Below are 14,689 nucleotides of genomic sequence, written 5' to 3'. Positions count from 1 at the left end.
ACGTGTCAGCGCTTGAGGTTCACGAGCTCCTGGAGCAGCTCGTCGCTCGTGGTGATCACTCGCGAGTTCGCCTGGAAGCCGCGCTGGGCGATGATCAGGTTCGTGAACTCCTGCGAGAGGTCCACGTTCGACATCTCGAGCGCGCCGCCGATGAGGCCGCCGCGACCACCCTCGCCCGCCACGCCGACCGCCGCGTCACCCGAGTTGACCGACGTCTCGTACATCGAGCCACCCGCCTTCTGCAGACCCACCGGGTTCGCGAACGTCGCGATCGCGATGCGGCCGACCGGCTGCTTCGTGCCGTTCGAGAACGCACCGATGATCGTGCCGTCCGCGTTGATCTGGAACGACTGGAGCGCGCCCGCCTGAGAACCGTCCTTGCTGATCGCCTCGACGGTTGTCAGCGCCGCGTAGCCCGTGACCGTCGCGAGGTCGATCGTGCGGCTGCCGACCGTGATCGTGCCGCCGGCGGTGAGCACGCCCGACGCGTCGAACTGCATCTCTGCGCCGTTGACCGTGTTCGTGCCGTCCGAGCCCTGCACGCCCCAGCCGGTCGCGGTGCGCGTGAACGTGAGCGAGACCGTGCCCGCGTTGCCGAGGCTGTCGAACACCTCGACGTCGCGCACGAGCGTCGTGCCGACGGCTGCGTCGGAGGGCAGGTTGCCGCCGAACTTGATGTTGGTCGTCGGCTGCGCGCCGACGAGCGTCGTCATCGGGAGCGTCAGGTTGCTCAGGATGCCCGCGGTGTCGATGTTGCCCGACGCGTCGGCCGCCCAACCCTGGACGAACGCGCCCTCCGACGTGACCAGGCGGCCCTGCGCGTCGAAGTCGAACGAGCCGTTGCGCGTGTAGAACGTCTGCGCACCGCTCTTGACCGCGAAGAAGCCGTCGCCCGAGATCATGACGTCCGTCGAGCGGTTCGTCGTCTGGGCGGCGCCCTGCTGGAAGTTCGTCGAGATCGCGGAGACCTTGACGCCGAGACCGACCTGGGCCGGGTTCGTGCCACCGGCGGTGGCGGTCGGTGCACCCGCGTTCGTCAGGACCTGGCTGAGCGTGTCCTGGAACTGGGTCTGCGAGGCCTTGAAGCCGGTCGTGTTGACGTTGGCGATGTTGTTGCCGGTGACGTCGAGCATCGTCTGGTGCGAGCGGAGCCCGGAGATGCCGGAGAACAGCGAGCGAAGCATGGTGGTTCCCTTCGGGTGATACGCCGGACTAGGACGCGGAGGAGTCGGTGGTGGTCGTGGGGGCGGGCTCCTCGGCAGGTGCGCCGAGGATCCCGGAGACGGAGTCGAGGCTGACCTTCACGCCGTCGACGAGGAGCTCGGGGACGGCTCCCGCGAAGGAGACGCTCGAGACGCGCCCGTTGACGGTCGAGCCGTCGGCGGCGGTGTAGGAGACGTCCTTGCCGACGAACTCGGCGGCCGTCGCGCGCATCTGCAGCGCGAACGTCTCGAGCGTCGCGTCGGCGATCGACGTGAGCTTCTCCATGGACGCGAGCTGGGTGGTCTGGGCCATCATCTCGGTCGTGTCCATGGGCGAGCTCGGGTCCTGGTAGCGCAGCTGCGCGACGAGCAGGTTGAGGAACGTCTCGCCGTCGAGCGTCTGCTTGGCCTGGGAGACCTGGTTCCCGGCGTGGATCGACGTGTAGCCGCCGCCGACACCCTCGGTGCTGATTGACATTCTGCGTGTCCTTTCGGGGGAGCTTCAGGCGAGGACGTCGACGCCGGAGCGCTCGTCCGTGGGAAGGATGTCGGGGCGCGGTGCCGTCGCAGGCGCCGCCTCGGTCGCGGGGCCGCGGCCCTCACCGCGTGCGGCCTGCGGGCGGGCCGAGCCGTTGCCGCCGTCGGCGTCGAGCCCGCTGCCCTGCTGGGCCGCCTGACCGTCCGACTTGCCCGAGCCGAGGTCGAGCTGGGCCTGCATGCCGGTCGCGGCGAGGTCGCGGCGCAGCTCGGGCAGGATCCCGCGGAGCTGCTCGCGCGCCGCGTCGGTCCCGCCGACGAGCTCGATGCGGACCCCGTCGGCGCCGATGTGCGCCCGGACCTCGACCGGGCCGAGCGACTTCGGGTCGACCTTGAGGGTGAGCAGGTGGTCGCCCGCCGGGAGCGCGCGCAAGCGTGCGAGCGGGGCCCGGAGCTGCTCGGCGAGCGGCGGCGCCTCGGTGCGGGCCGGGGCTGCGGGAGCAGCCGCCGGGGTGGCCGGGGCGGTCTGCGTCGTCGGGCTCGCCGCGGAGGCCGCGCCGACGGGCGTGAAGCCCTCGGGCAGAGCGCGGCCGGTCGACTGCTCGGCACCCGCCGGGCGCATCGCGGCGACCACCGGGGCTGCTGCTGCGGCGTCGACCTGCGCGGTCGCCACGGCGAGCTGCTGCGGCACGCTCGCCTCGGCGCGCTGCGGCGCAGCACCCTGCGCGACCGGTGCGGCCGGCTCGGCGGGCTGCGCGGCGGCGGCGCCGAGAGCAGCGCTGCGCTGGAACGCGGCCTGCGCACGTGCGCCGTCCGCGACGGAAGCCGGCGCCTCGTCGGCCACGGGGGCCGCGACGGCCGGCGCGGCCGCGGCGGCGACCGCCGGGGCCGGCTGGTCCGTGGGAGCCGCAGGTGCCGCCTCGGCGACGGGCGCCTCGACGTCGGTCTCGGCGACCGGCTGCTCAGCGGTCTCGGCAGGGACCGGGAGCGCGGCGGCCGGGGCGGTGGGAACCTCGGCGTCCACGACGGGAGCGGCCGGAGCCTGCTCCCCCGCGACCGGCGAGGTCGTCCCGTCCGTGGCCGCGGCGTCGTCCCCGACGTGCGGGCGGACGTCGTCGCGCGACGCCGTGGGACGCTCGGTCCGCGAACCGTCACGGGCCGCACCGGCGCGGGCGGCGTCGGCGCGGGCGGCGTCGGCCCGTGTCGACCGTGCGCGCTCGGCGCGGGCCTTGTCGGCCTGCGCACGCTCCTGCGTACGAGCGAGCTGTGCACGGTCTGCGAGCGCGCGGTCGGCCTGGGCGCGGTCGTCGCGCCGAGCACCGACGGCGTCCTTCGAGGACTGGCGGTCCTGGGTCGCACGGTCGAGCGTCCGCGCGAACGCGTCGTCCGTCCGCGTGCCGGGCTGCGACGACGTCGCGACCGCAGGCCTGGCGGCCTTGAGGTCCGCGACAGAGATCTGGAGGGTCATGCGGCACTCCCTGTCAGCATCTGCAGCGCGAGGCGCTGCACGTCGGCGGACGCGACCGAGCTGGTCAGCGCTTCCGTGCTCGTGGCGACGCTCGTGCTCGGCGTGCCGTTGGTCGCTCCCACCGTGGTGAGCGCGGACATGAGCGCGGTCGCGACGGCGCTCTGGCTCGTGGCGGCGGCCGCGGCCTGCGGCAGGACGCGACGGATCGCTGTGGGCTTCTCGTACACGTCTGCCTCCTGGACGACCTTGCCCGGCCTCGGCGCATGGATCATGCGGTTGTCACCGACGTAGATGCCGATGTGCGAGCCACCGTCGAACACGACGAGATCGCCCGGGAGCGCCTCGTCGAGCGACGCGACGGAGGTGCCGATCGTCATCTGCTCGCGCGCCGTGCGCGGAGCATCGACGCCGAGATCAGCTAGCGCCCGCTGCACGAGGCCCGAGCAGTCCATGCCGGACCGAGACTCGCCACCCCAGACATACGGGACGCCACGATACTTTTCGGCAGCGGAGACCAGACTCTGAGCGGTCGGGCCCGTCGAGGTCGGCGACGCGGCGTCCTGGACGCCGGTCGTGCCCGTCAGGCCCGCGGCAGCGAGCGCCTGGGCGAACTGCTCCGACGTCGCGGTCGAGGTCGACGCGACCGAGCTCGACGTCGCCGAGCCGTCAGACCTAGCCACACCCGTCGCGCCCAGGGCGGACGCGCCGAGGTAGCCACCGGCGACCTGGCCACCGAGCGAGCTCATGAGGGACTGGATCGCGGACACGCGGCTGAGGACGGAGTCGATGCTCATCGCTCCTCCTCCCCCGTCGTCGACGCCGCGACGTCCTCGGGCGCACGCACCCGGCTCGCCGCCTCGTCGATCACGACCTGGTCCGCCGCGAGCTCCGCCTGGGCGACACGCTCGGCGTGGCGCTCCTCGAGCTTCTCGAGCGGCAGCGACCGCGCACGCGCGGCCTTCCACTCCGCCTCGCGCTCCTGCGCGGTGCGCGCGGCACGCGCGACGAGGGCGGTCGCGACGTCGACGTCCGTACGCAGCGCGGCACGACCCGCGAGGGCCGCCTGCCACGCCGTGACGTCCACCGCGTCGGGCAGCTTGTGCGACCCGAGCGCCTCGGCGGCCTTGCGGGCGTGCATGCGCGCACGCGCCGTCTCGCCGTTCGCCCGGCCGAGCTCGGCCGCCGCCTGGTCCTCCTGGAGCTTGCGGAACCGCAAGAGGCCCGCTAGCCGGAACTTGTCCGCCATCAGGCTGCCTCCCTCGTCCCGAAGCGACTGACGAGCTCGTGCAGGCGAGCCCACGACTCGGCCGCAGGCGCCTCTTCGTCGACGCCCTGCTGGAGGAACGCGTCGATCTCCTGAGCGCTCGCGAGAGCCGCGTCGACGAGCGGGTTCGAACCCGCGACGTACGCGCCGACGTCGACCAGGTCCTGGACCGAGCGGCGCGCCGCCATGACGCGACGCAGCTCGGTCGCGTCCGCACGCTGCTCGCGCGTCGTGACGCGCGACGCGACACGGGAGATGGAGCCGAGCGCGTCGATCGACGGGAAGTGCCCCGCGGTCGCGAGCTTGCGGTCGAGCACGACGTGACCGTCGAGGATCGAGCGCGCCTGGTCGGCGATCGGCTCGTTGTGGTCGTCGCCGTCGACGAGGACGGTGTAGATCCCCGTCACCGAGCCGGTCGCGCCGGTACCAGCGCGCTCGAGCAGCTCGGCGAGCAGCGAGAACACGCTCGGCGGGTAGCCACGCGTCGCGGGCGGCTCGCCGACCGACAGGCCGATCTCGCGCTGGGCCATCGCGACACGCGTGAGCGAGTCCATCATCAGGACGACGTCCGCGCCGCCGTCGCGCAGGTGCTCCGCGATGCGGGTCGCGACGAACGCGGAACGCTTGCGCACGAGCGCCGGCTGGTCCGACGTCGCGACGACGACGACCGAGCGGGCGAGGCCCTCCGGGCCGAGGTCGTCCTCGAGGAACTCGCGGACCTCGCGGCCACGCTCGCCGACGAGCGAGATGACCGAGATCTGCGCGTCCGTGCCGCGCGCGATCATCGACAGGAGCGTCGACTTGCCGACGCCGGAGCCCGCGAAGAGGCCGATGCGCTGGCCGCAGCCGACGGTCGTGAGCGTGTCGAGCGTGCGCACGCCGAGGTTGAGGGGGTTGGCGACGCGCTGGCGCGCGAGCGGGTGCGGGGCGCGGCCGGCGATGTCGACGTACGTGACGTCGCGCAGCGGACCCTTGCCGTCGATGGGCTGCCCGAGACCGTCGAGGACGCGGCCGAGCAGGCCGGGGCCGACGGGCACGCGCAGCGACCCGCCGGTCGCGCGCGCCTCGAGGCCGGCGCGCAGACCGTGCGGGGGCGCGAGCGGCATGCAGCGGGCAGCGCCGACGGTCGCGGCGACGACCTCGGCGGGCACGTGGGTGCCCGAGCCGACCGGGCCGTCGCCGAGCTGGACGAGGTCGCCGATGGCGAGGTCGAGCCCCTCCACCTCGACGGAGAGACCGACAGCCTGGCGCACGCGTCCCACGAGCTCGGGGCGCGCGACGTCGAGCGTCGAGGTCCACGTCATGACAGCGTCTCCCGGTCCTGACCGGCCGCGACGGCCTGCTCGACGAGAGGCTCGCCGCTGTCGAGCGCCTGCTCGACGGCGGCGCGCAGGCGGGCGGCGCCCGTCGCGACGCGCGCGTCGAGGTAGCCGGTGGGAAGCTCGCTGATCGCGTCGCCCGGGGCGAGCGTCGCGTCCGCCACGAGCTCGACGCCGTCGGGGACGCCGACGACGTGCCCGGCCTTCGCCGCGGTGCCCGCGAGCATCTCGAGGTGCGCGAGGTCCTGCGGGTTGAGGCGGATCGCCACGATCTCGGTCCCGGTCGGGACTGCGAGGGCGCGGGCGAGCGCGGAGCGCGCCGAGTTCTCCGTGCTGGACAGCTCGACACCGACGATCGCCTCGGCGAGGTCGAGAGCGAGGCGCGCGATCAGCTCGTGCGCCTCCTCGACGACGGGGATCGTGCGGTCGTTGACCGCACGCGCGGCCGACGCGAGCGTCGCGAGCGCACGGTCGACCTTGGCGCGCGCCTCGGCGCGCTCTGCCTCGACGCGCTCGGCGACGCGCTGCGCAGCGCGGTCGGCGGCGGCTGCTGCCGCGCGCGTGCCCTCGGCCCAGCCCGCCGCGTAGCCGCCGACGCGCGCCTGCTCGCGCACCTGCTGGGTGCGTGAGTCGGACACGACGGCGAGCTGCGCGGTCGCGAAGCCGGGCTCAGGAGACATACTCGTCCTCGCCCTCGCGGCGGATGATGATCTGGCCCGACTCCTCGAGGCGGCGGATCGTCTGGACGATCTGGCTGCGCGCCTCCTCGACCTGCGAGACGCGGACGGCGCCGAGCAGCTCGATCTCCTCGGTGAGGTTGTTGCGCGCGCGCTCCGAGAGGTTGCGCAGGACGGCGTTACGCTCGCCCTCGCCCGCGCCCTTGAGCGCGAGCGCGAGGGTCGGCGTCTCGACGCCGCGCAGGACGAGCTGGAGCGCACGGTCCTCGAGCAGCACGATGTCCGCGAAGACGAACATGCGGCTGCGCACCTCGTCGGCGAGCTCGGCGTCCTTCTCCTCGAGGCCCTCGAGGATGAGCTTCTCCGTGCCGGGGTCGGCGCGGTTGATGATCTCGACGAGCGGCTGCACGCCGCCGATCTGGCTCGTCTCGCGGGGCGTGAGCACGCTCGCGGACTTGCGCTGCAGGCACTCGGCCACGGTCGAGACGACGTCGGGCGCCGCGCGGTCCATGAGGGCGATGCGGTGCGCGACGGCGGCCTGCGTCTCCGGCGGGAGGCCGCCGAGGATGAGCGAGGCGTGCTCGGGGCGCAGGTGCGCGAGGACGAGGGCGATCGCCTGGGGGTGCTCGCCGTTGATGAGGGCGATGACCTGCCGGGCGTCGGCCGCCTGGAGGAACTCGAAGGGCTGGCCGGCGAGCGACTCCTGGAGACGCTCGAGCATCGTCGCGGCGCGCTCGTCGCCGACGGCCGCCTCGAGCAGCTGGGTCGCGTAGCCGAGACCACCGTGCGCGAGCGCCTGACCGCCCTGGAGGGTGTCGTAGAACTCGCGCATGACCTCGTCGGCCATGTCACGGTCGACGCGCTCCATCCGCACGATCGCGGCGGTGATGTCCTCGATCTCCGGCTCGGAGAGCTCGGAGAGGACGCGCGCCGCACGCTCACGACCGAGCTGCATGAGCACGAGCGCGGCGCGCTGCGTGCCCGAGAGCGCTGCGGTGTTCGGGCGCGGGCGCTCGACGCGGGGGGCGTCGACGACGGCCGCGGCTGCGGCGACGGCGGGGTCGTTGGTCGTCACGACGGTCACTTGCGGGCCCCCACGTCCATCATCGAGCGGAGTCGGTCAGCGATCTCGGCGGGATCCGAGTCGGCCATGTTGCCGACCTCGTTGCGCTTCGCCTCGGCGTCGAGCTGGAGCTCGTCGACCGGGGCGATCATCGCGAGGGTCTGCTCGGTCTCCTCGACCATGTCGAGCGCGAGGGCGGTCGGGTCGACGGGCGCGACGGGCAGCGGCTCGAGGTCGCCGATGTCGAGCGCGGTGCGCTCGTCGCCCTTGCTCTTGCGGGAGCGGGCGACGACGACGGCGAGGGCGATCACGAGGACTACACCCAGACCGGCCATGACCGCGGTGCGGATCAGTGCGGCGCGCTCGGCCTTCGCGGCCGCCTCACGCTCGGCGGCCAGGGCGGCCTGCGCCGCCGACGCGTTGGACGAGTCGAACGCCATCCGCGAGACGGTCACGACGTCGCCGCGCTCCTCGTCGACGCCGGCGGCCGAGGCGACGAGGCTCTCGAGCTCGGCCATCGACAGGGCCGCTGCGGCGTTCTGGTCGACCGCGACGGACACGGACTGGCGGCGGACCGTGCCGGGCGCCGCCTCGGTCACCTGCGTGATCTTGTCGACCGCGTTGGTCTTGGTCTCGGACTCGTTCGCGTACTCGCCGTCCTCGTTCTCGCCGGTGGGCACCGCGATGTTATCGGGGCCGAGGACGCCGCTGGTGGTGTTCGGGCCGCCGCCCGTGTAGGTCTCGGAGGTGCGGCTCTCGGTGAGCGGCTGGACGTCCTTGTTGCTCTCGAACCGCTCCTCGGTGCGCTGCACCTGGTCGAAGTCCAGGTCGGCGGTGACGGAGACGACGGCGTTGCCGGGGCCGACGATGCGGTCGAGCATCGTCTGGACCGAGGAGACGATGCGCTCCTCGTACTCGCGGTTCTGCTTGCCGGAGCCGGAGCCCGCGGCGCCGACGCCGACGGCGGACAAGACCTTGCCGGTCGAGTCGATGACGGCGACGTCGGTCGGCTTCATGTTCTCGATCGAGGCGGAGACGAGGTGGACGATCGCCTGGACCTGGTCGTCGTCGAGCGTCTGGCCCGTGCGCAGACCGACGAACACCGAGGCGGTCGGGTCGGCCTTCTCGGCGACGAAGACGGTGTCCTCGGGGAGGGCGAGCTGGACCGACGCGGTCTCGACGCCCTTCATCGCGCTGATGGTCTTGGCGAGCTCGCCCTCCATCGCACGCTTGTACGTCGTGGACTGCTGGAACTCCGAGGAGCCCATGCCCATCTCGTCGAGCAGCGAGTAGCCGCCGTCGCTCGCGGCGGGCAGTCCGGCCGCGGCCGTCTTGAGACGCATCTGGTAGACGGAGTCCTTGGGGACCATGACCGTCGCCCCGCCGTCGGCGAGCTGGTAGGAGACGCCCGAGGCCTCGAGCTGCTCGACGACGGCGCTCGCGTCGGTCGCGGCGAGGCCGGTGTACAGCGGCGCGTAGGTGGGGCGCGAGCTCCACGCGTAGAGGCCGATGACGATCGCGGCCATGACGCCGAGACCCACGAGGGTCAGCGTGCGCTGCGCGATCGTGAACTCCTTGATGGCCGCGCCCAGGCGGGCGGCGGCGTGCGAGATCTTCTCGGGCATCAGGCCTGCATCCTCATGATCTCGGCGAAGGCCTCGACGGCCTTGTTACGGACGGCGGCGGTCAGCTCGAGGGTGACGGCTGCCTCGCTCGCGGCGATCGTGTAGTCGTGCACGTCGTCGAGGTCGCCGGTGACGGCGCGGATCGCGAGAGCGCTCGACTTCTCCTGGACGCTCTGCAGGTTCTCGACGGCGTCCGTGAGGTACGAGCCGAACACGGGGCTGGAGGCTCCTGCGCCCAGCGCGGAGCTGGAGCCCTGCGTGCCGGTGGCGGTCGCGTCCAGGGCGGCGGGGTCGAGATAGCCGGTGCCGCTGGTACCGGTCACGGCGCTGATCGCGCCGACGGGGATGGCAGGGAAGCTCATCAGTTCCTACCGATCTGGAGTGCGGCCTCGTAGGTGGCGCGGGCGCGGTCGACGACGGTGGCGTTGGCCTGGTAGCCACGCTGGGCCATGATCAGCGTGGTCATCTGGCTCGACATGTCGATGTCGGGGTACCGGACGTAGCCCTCCTCGTCGGCGAGGGGGTTCGTGGGCTCGTAGACCATGCGCCCCTCCTCGGAGCCGAGCACGACGCCGGCGACGTGGACGCCCTGCCCCTCCTGCATCTCCTGCGCGACGATGTAGCGCGCCTGGAAGGCTGCCTCGTCGGTGCGGGTGGCGTTGTTGGCGTTCGCGAGGTTGTCGCTGATCGCGTCGAGCCACTTGCGGTGGACGGTCATGCCTGTCGAGGCGATGCCGAGTGCTCCGAAGGTCGTCATCAGCTGGTCCTCATCGCCGTACGGATGGAGCTGAACTGGCCGTCCATGGCCTGGGTGGCCAGCTGGTAGCGCAGGTTCGTGTCGATGTTGAGAAGCGTCTCGCTGTCGAGGTTCACGTTGTTGCCGTCGAGCCGGGTGGGCTCGAGCGACGTCGCCTGGGTGGCGCTGACCGCGCCGTTGCCGACTCGGACCGCGGAGGTGAGCTCGTCCTCGAAGGACACGCGGCTGGCGTGGAAGCCGGGCGTCTGCACGTTCGCGATGTTGTGGGCGATCACCCGCTGACGCAGGGCAAGACCGTCGAGGGCGCTGTTGAGCGCGCCGAAGCTCACGGAATCGAACACGGAGATGTCCCTGAGGTGTGGTTCGAGTGGCCGATCCGTGGCCGTTCTGACGAGCGATCCATGCTCGTCGGTCCTATCGGGACGCAGGTCCTACTGTTAAGGAGTTCCGTCGACAAATATGCAGGTCCGCCTGGCGGAAACGGCCCTTCCGAACGATTCGGACGTGCGCGGTCAACGTCGGCTCAGGTGGGTGCTAGCACCCGCGCCCTCCGCGTACGACGAGAGCGCCGGCCCGTCGGGGTCCGGCGCTCTCGGCAGCTTCTCAGCCCTCGGTGTCGAGGTACACAGGACGCTCGCGCTCGAGCGGGTCGGAGGCGTCGATCACCTCGACCTGGCGGCGCGTCGCCGCCATCGCGCGCGCGAGCCTGCTCGCGGTCGCCTTCTGCGCCTCGAGCACGGCGGTCGCCCGCCCGGCGAGGGTACGCGGAAGCGGGCCGATGCCGTGCGGCACCCGCCACTGGGAGGCGCGCCGCAGCGCGAGCTCCGCGATCTCGTTGTCCGGCGCGGCGTCCAGGAGCGCGTTCGTCTCAGCGAGGTCGCGCTCGAGGATGTCGAGCGCGTGGATCCACGCCGACGTGGCTGAGTCGTCGGTCATGGTCAGCACGTGCTCACCCGACGCCCAGCTCCCCCCTCGGGCCGACGACGGCCGGAGGGATAGGAGCAGCCTGCTCGGCCGACAGCTCGCGCGCGGCCGTGTGCCAGGCCTCGCGCAACGGCTCGATGAGCGCGCGGCACGCGTCGAAGCGCTCGTCGTCCTGGTTGACGTTCGCCTTGACGAGCTCGGTGCTCAGGTAGGAGTACAGGGTCAGCAGGTTCTGCGCGCCGGCCCAGGCCGAGACGTCGAGCGTCGTCATGAGCTCGGTGACGATGTCCTGGGCGTGGAGGGCAGCCGCGTTGCAGCCCGCCTTGTCGCCCGCCGCGATCGCCTTGCGCGCACGGCTGATGTCGAGCAGCAGCCTGTCGTACAACATCGTCACGAGAGTCGACGGTGTCGCATTGAGCACGCTCTGCGCGAGGTACTCAGATCTCAGGTCGGTGGTCACGATCTCTCCTCGTCTACTTCGACGCGTTCAGCTGTTCGAGCTGCGACGCCAGCCAGCTCGACGTGGACTGCATCTTGCTCATCGACACCTCGAGCGCGGAGTAGATCCGCACGAGGGTCTCGCGACGACGAGCGAGGCGGTCGTCCCAGTCGGAGATGCGGTTGCCGAGCTCGCTCACCGCGTCCTGGGTCGACTTGATGCGGGTCGTCAGCGTCCCGTCGACCTTGTCGGAGGCGCGGTCGGCGACGGCCTGGACGTTTGCGGCGACGCCGGAGACGATCTTCTGGACCTTCGCCGGGTCGGCCGCGAGAGCGGCCGTGAACTTCTCCTCGTCGAACGTGAAGGTGCCGTCGCGGGAGATGACGATGCCGACGTCGGCCGGGGAGACGCCGTCGATCGGAGCGCTCGCCTGCGCGAGGATGTCCTGCTGGAGCATGCGGATCGTCGCGTCGCCGCCGAACAGGCCAGGGGTGAGCTTCGTACCGCCGTCCTCCGCGGTACCCGTCGTGGCCTTGGTGCGCGAGCTGATCTCGGAGAGCACGACCTCGATGTTGCTCACGAGGTTCTTCGCGAGGCTCGTCAGCGCCTCGGTGTCGCGCACGACGTCGACCGTCACGGCCTCCGCCTCGACCTTGGAGACGGTGATCGTCACGTCGGCGAGGACACCGTTGAACGCGTTCGTCGAGCTCGTCATCGACTGCGCGGCGTCCGTGCCGGGGAACAGGGTGATCTGGGCGTCGCCAGCGGCGCGGACCTGGCTCAGGCTCGCGGCGGTGGTGCCGCCCCCGCTCGCGTAGGACACGGTGAACGTGTTCGCGGCGCCGGTCTCGGTGCCGGTCAGCTGCAGGCGGTAGCTCGGGGCGTCGGCCGTGCCGACGTTGATGACGGCGGCCTTGACGCCGGCGTCGGACGAGTTGATCGCCGCGGCGATGTCACGCGGGTCGGTCGTGAGGGCGGTGACAGCGGTGTCCTTGCCCCCGAGCGAGATCGTCAGCGTCGGGTTGTCGGCGTCGAGGTCCGCCGGGACCGTCAGGAGCGACGACTGGGACGTCGCGACGCGGTCGACCGTGAACGAGAGCGTCGAGGGGACGGCACCGCTCGCGGCGGTGACGACGACCGACTCGGCGCTCGAGGTGCCCTTGACCGCACCCCACGAGGAGTCCTTCGTGGCGGTCTTGGCAGCCTCGGCGAGAGAGGCGACCCGCGTGTTGAGCGCCTGCAGCGCGGTCACGAGCGAGGAGCTCGTCGACTGCTTCTGCTTGAGGAGGACCTGCTGGTTGCCCTCGATCGCGATGAGGCTGTTGATGAGCGCGGTGGTGTCGAGTCCCGAGCTGAGACCGTCGATCGCGAGTCCGGCCATCGTGATGTCCTTCGTTCGTTGCGGGTGCCTAGGTGTCGTGCGTGCGAGCCGCGGTCGCGGCTGCGGGTCTTGCGCCGTGCGGCGGGAGGGCCGTAGCCCTCCCGCCGCCCGGTGGTGCAGGGGCGCGGGTCACCGTGACCGGTGACCCTCAGCTCACTGGAGGAGCTGGAGAACGCTCTGCGGGATCGACTTCGCCTGCGCGAGCATCGCCGTGCCGGCCTGCGACAGGATCGAGGCACGGGTGTAGTCGACCATCTCGGAGGCCATGTCCGTGTCACGGATACGGCTCTCCGACGCGGCCAGGTTCTCCGCGGCGACGTTGAGGTTGTTGATCGTGTGGTCGAAACGGTTCTGGACCGCACCGAGCTTCGAACGGGTCTTGGAGACCGCGTCGATCGCGGCGTCGATCTTGGTGATCGCGTCCGAGGCGTTGTCCATCGTGAGGGCGTTGACCGAGAGGGCCGTGGCGCTCATGGTGCCGATGGAGACGGCGATGACGTCGTTCGCCGAGGTGTTGGCGCCGACCTGGAAGCTGCCCGCGTAGGTGCCCGCGAGGAGCTTCTTGCCGTTGAACTCCGTGGTGGCCGCGATGCGGTCGAGCTCGGTGGCGAGCTGCGTGATCTCGTCCTGGATGTTCGTCTTCGCGGTCGCGTTCAGGCCACCGTCGTTCGCGGCCTGGACGGACAGGGTGCGCATGCGCTGCAGGATCGAGTGCGTCTCGGTGAGAGCACCCTCAGCGGTCTGGACGACGGAGATGCCGTCCTGCGCGTTGCGGACGGCCTGCTTCGTGCCGTTGATCTGCGCGCGCAGACCCTCGGAGATCGCCAGACCGGCAGCGTCGTCAGCAGCACGGTTGATGCGAAGGCCGCTCGAGAGCTTCTCGAGGGACTTGCTCAGGTCGTTCTGCGTGTTCGACAGGTTGCGGTACGCGTTGAGCGCCGCGATGTTCGTGTTGACCGAGAGAGCCATGATGTTTCTCCTCCTTGACGTGGCCCGAAACACCGGCCCGTCCATGGGCCGACACTGAGCACATCGGTCGAGAAGCGCGGGTTAGTAGGTTTCCGCGCGAGGATCGAGCCCCGCGACCGGCATGCGAGAAGGCGGGCGGACCGTCAGGTCCGCCCGCCTTCTCGCGGTGCAGGGGCGCGGGTCACCGTGACCGGTGACCCTCAGCTCACTGGAGGAGCTGCAGGACACTCTGCGGGATCGACTTCGCCTGGGCCAGCATCGCCGTGCCGGCCTGCGACAGGATCGACGAACGGGTGTACTGGACCATCTCCGAGGCCATGTCCGTGTCACGGATACGGCTCTCCGACGCGGCCAGGTTCTCCGCGGCGACGTTGAGGTTGTTGATCGTGTGGTCGAAACGGTTCTGGACCGCACCGAGCTTCGAGCGGGTCTTGGAGACCGCGTCGATCGCGACGTCGATCGCCGTGACGGCCGCGCCGGCGCTGTCCATGGTCAGGGCGTTGACCGAGAGTGCAGCAGCGGTCATCGTGCCGATCGTGACGGCGATGACGTCGTTCGCCGAGGTGTTGGCGCCGACCTGGAACGTGCCCGCGTAGGAGCCGTTGAGGAGCTTCTTGCCGTTGAACTCCGTGGTGGCCGCGATGCGGTCGAGCTCGGTCGTGAGCTGGGTGATCTCGTCCTGGATGTTGCCCTTGGCGGTCGCGTTGAGGCCACCGTCGTTGCCCGCCTGGACGGACAGGGTGCGCATGCGCTGGAGGATGGCGTGCGTCTCGGTGAGAGCACCCTCAGCGGTCTGGACGACGGAGATGCCGTCCTGCGCGTTGCGGACAGCCTGCTTCGTGCCGTTGATCTGCGCGCGCAGACCCTCGGAGATCGCCAGACCGGCAGCGTCGTCAGCAGCACGGTTGATGCGAAGGCCGCTCGAGAGCTTCTCGAGGGACTTGCTCAGGTCGTTCTGCGTGTTGGCGAGGTTGCGGTACGCGTTGAGCGCCGCGATGTTCGTGTTGACCGAGAGAGCCATGATGTTTCTCCTCCTTGACGTGGCCCGACTGACCGGTCCGTCCAAGGACCGGCGCCCGACCGATCGGCAGGCAGGTGCGGGACTGTAGAGATTCACCGCACCT

At 71.3% G+C, this 14,689-nt stretch carries 17 protein-coding genes; all 17 read right to left on the bottom strand.

Translation table 11 applies throughout. From position 1 onward, the window contains the following. Positions 1-5: 5 nt before the first annotated feature. The 17 genes from ATL41_RS10790 to ATL41_RS10710 all read right to left on the bottom strand — a co-directional run bounded on the left by ATL41_RS10790 (position 6) and on the right by ATL41_RS10710 (position 14,586). A complete protein-coding gene (locus tag ATL41_RS10790) occupies positions 6-1,184 on the bottom strand; it encodes a flagellar hook protein FlgE (RefSeq protein ID WP_098458476.1) in 1,179 nt (392 codons plus the stop codon). Positions 1,185-1,212: 28 nt separating this feature from the next. After that, the gene (locus ATL41_RS10785) at positions 1,213-1,680 is read right to left on the bottom strand and encodes a flagellar hook capping FlgD N-terminal domain-containing protein (protein ID WP_098458475.1); all 468 of its coding nucleotides are present in this window, start codon (positions 1,678-1,680) and stop codon (positions 1,213-1,215) included. Positions 1,681-1,704: 24 nt separating this feature from the next. Next, a complete protein-coding gene (locus ATL41_RS10780; RefSeq protein ID WP_098458474.1) occupies positions 1,705-3,147 on the bottom strand; it encodes a flagellar hook-length control protein FliK in 1,443 nt (480 codons plus the stop codon). Continuing rightward, positions 3,144-3,941 (bottom strand): C40 family peptidase, encoded by a 798-nt coding sequence (locus tag ATL41_RS10775; RefSeq protein WP_098458473.1) that lies wholly within the window; start codon positions 3,939-3,941, stop codon positions 3,144-3,146. The genes ATL41_RS10780 and ATL41_RS10775 overlap by 4 nt, the downstream gene beginning before the upstream one ends. Beyond that, entirely contained in the window at positions 3,938-4,393 is a 456-nt protein-coding gene (locus ATL41_RS10770) for a flagellar export protein FliJ (protein WP_098458472.1), read from the bottom strand. The genes ATL41_RS10775 and ATL41_RS10770 overlap by 4 nt, the downstream gene beginning before the upstream one ends. Next, positions 4,393-5,715: a FliI/YscN family ATPase gene (locus tag ATL41_RS10765; protein ID WP_098458471.1), complete on the bottom strand. Its 1,323-nt coding sequence runs from the start codon at positions 5,713-5,715 to the stop codon at positions 4,393-4,395. The genes ATL41_RS10770 and ATL41_RS10765 overlap by 1 nt, the downstream gene beginning before the upstream one ends. Beyond that, the gene (locus tag ATL41_RS10760; protein WP_098458470.1) at positions 5,712-6,410 is read right to left on the bottom strand and encodes a FliH/SctL family protein; all 699 of its coding nucleotides are present in this window, start codon (positions 6,408-6,410) and stop codon (positions 5,712-5,714) included. The genes ATL41_RS10765 and ATL41_RS10760 overlap by 4 nt, the downstream gene beginning before the upstream one ends. Next, the gene (gene fliG / locus ATL41_RS10755) at positions 6,400-7,482 is read right to left on the bottom strand and encodes a flagellar motor switch protein FliG (protein ID WP_245854776.1); all 1,083 of its coding nucleotides are present in this window, start codon (positions 7,480-7,482) and stop codon (positions 6,400-6,402) included. The genes ATL41_RS10760 and fliG overlap by 11 nt, the downstream gene beginning before the upstream one ends. 5 nt (positions 7,483-7,487) lie before the next feature. Further along, the gene (gene fliF / locus ATL41_RS10750) at positions 7,488-9,095 is read right to left on the bottom strand and encodes a flagellar basal-body MS-ring/collar protein FliF (RefSeq protein WP_098458469.1); all 1,608 of its coding nucleotides are present in this window, start codon (positions 9,093-9,095) and stop codon (positions 7,488-7,490) included. After that, on the bottom strand, positions 9,095-9,457 hold the full coding sequence (gene fliE / locus ATL41_RS10745) for a flagellar hook-basal body complex protein FliE (protein ID WP_098458468.1): 363 nt from the start codon (positions 9,455-9,457) through the stop codon (positions 9,095-9,097). The genes fliF and fliE overlap by 1 nt, the downstream gene beginning before the upstream one ends. After that, on the bottom strand, positions 9,457-9,852 hold the full coding sequence (gene flgC / locus ATL41_RS10740; protein ID WP_098458467.1) for a flagellar basal body rod protein FlgC: 396 nt from the start codon (positions 9,850-9,852) through the stop codon (positions 9,457-9,459). The genes fliE and flgC overlap by 1 nt, the downstream gene beginning before the upstream one ends. After that, entirely contained in the window at positions 9,852-10,193 is a 342-nt protein-coding gene (locus tag ATL41_RS10735) for a flagellar basal body rod protein FlgB (RefSeq protein WP_098458466.1), read from the bottom strand. The genes flgC and ATL41_RS10735 overlap by 1 nt, the downstream gene beginning before the upstream one ends. 262 nt (positions 10,194-10,455) lie before the next feature. Continuing rightward, positions 10,456-10,788 (bottom strand): hypothetical protein, encoded by a 333-nt coding sequence (locus tag ATL41_RS10730; RefSeq protein WP_098458465.1) that lies wholly within the window; start codon positions 10,786-10,788, stop codon positions 10,456-10,458. Positions 10,789-10,801: 13 nt separating this feature from the next. Continuing rightward, positions 10,802-11,236, bottom strand: a complete 435-nt coding sequence (gene fliS, locus ATL41_RS10725) for a flagellar export chaperone FliS (protein ID WP_219810391.1) — start codon at positions 11,234-11,236, stop codon at positions 10,802-10,804. Between the two features lie 13 nt (positions 11,237-11,249). Beyond that, positions 11,250-12,596, bottom strand: coding sequence for a flagellar filament capping protein FliD (gene fliD, locus ATL41_RS10720; RefSeq protein ID WP_098458464.1), 1,347 nt, complete (start codon positions 12,594-12,596; stop codon positions 11,250-11,252). A 153-nt stretch (positions 12,597-12,749) separates the two neighbouring features. Continuing rightward, on the bottom strand, positions 12,750-13,565 hold the full coding sequence (locus tag ATL41_RS10715) for a flagellin N-terminal helical domain-containing protein (RefSeq protein WP_098458463.1): 816 nt from the start codon (positions 13,563-13,565) through the stop codon (positions 12,750-12,752). A 205-nt stretch (positions 13,566-13,770) separates the two neighbouring features. Further along, a complete protein-coding gene (locus tag ATL41_RS10710) occupies positions 13,771-14,586 on the bottom strand; it encodes a flagellin N-terminal helical domain-containing protein (RefSeq protein WP_098458462.1) in 816 nt (271 codons plus the stop codon). Positions 14,587-14,689: the final 103 nt, after the last annotated feature.

The sequence above is a fragment of the Flavimobilis soli genome (assembly GCF_002564025.1).
Classification (GTDB): domain Bacteria; phylum Actinomycetota; class Actinomycetes; order Actinomycetales; family Cellulomonadaceae; genus Flavimobilis; species Flavimobilis soli.
The sequence above is the reverse complement of the archived record's forward strand: the minus strand, read 5'-3'. Positions and strand labels throughout refer to the sequence as shown.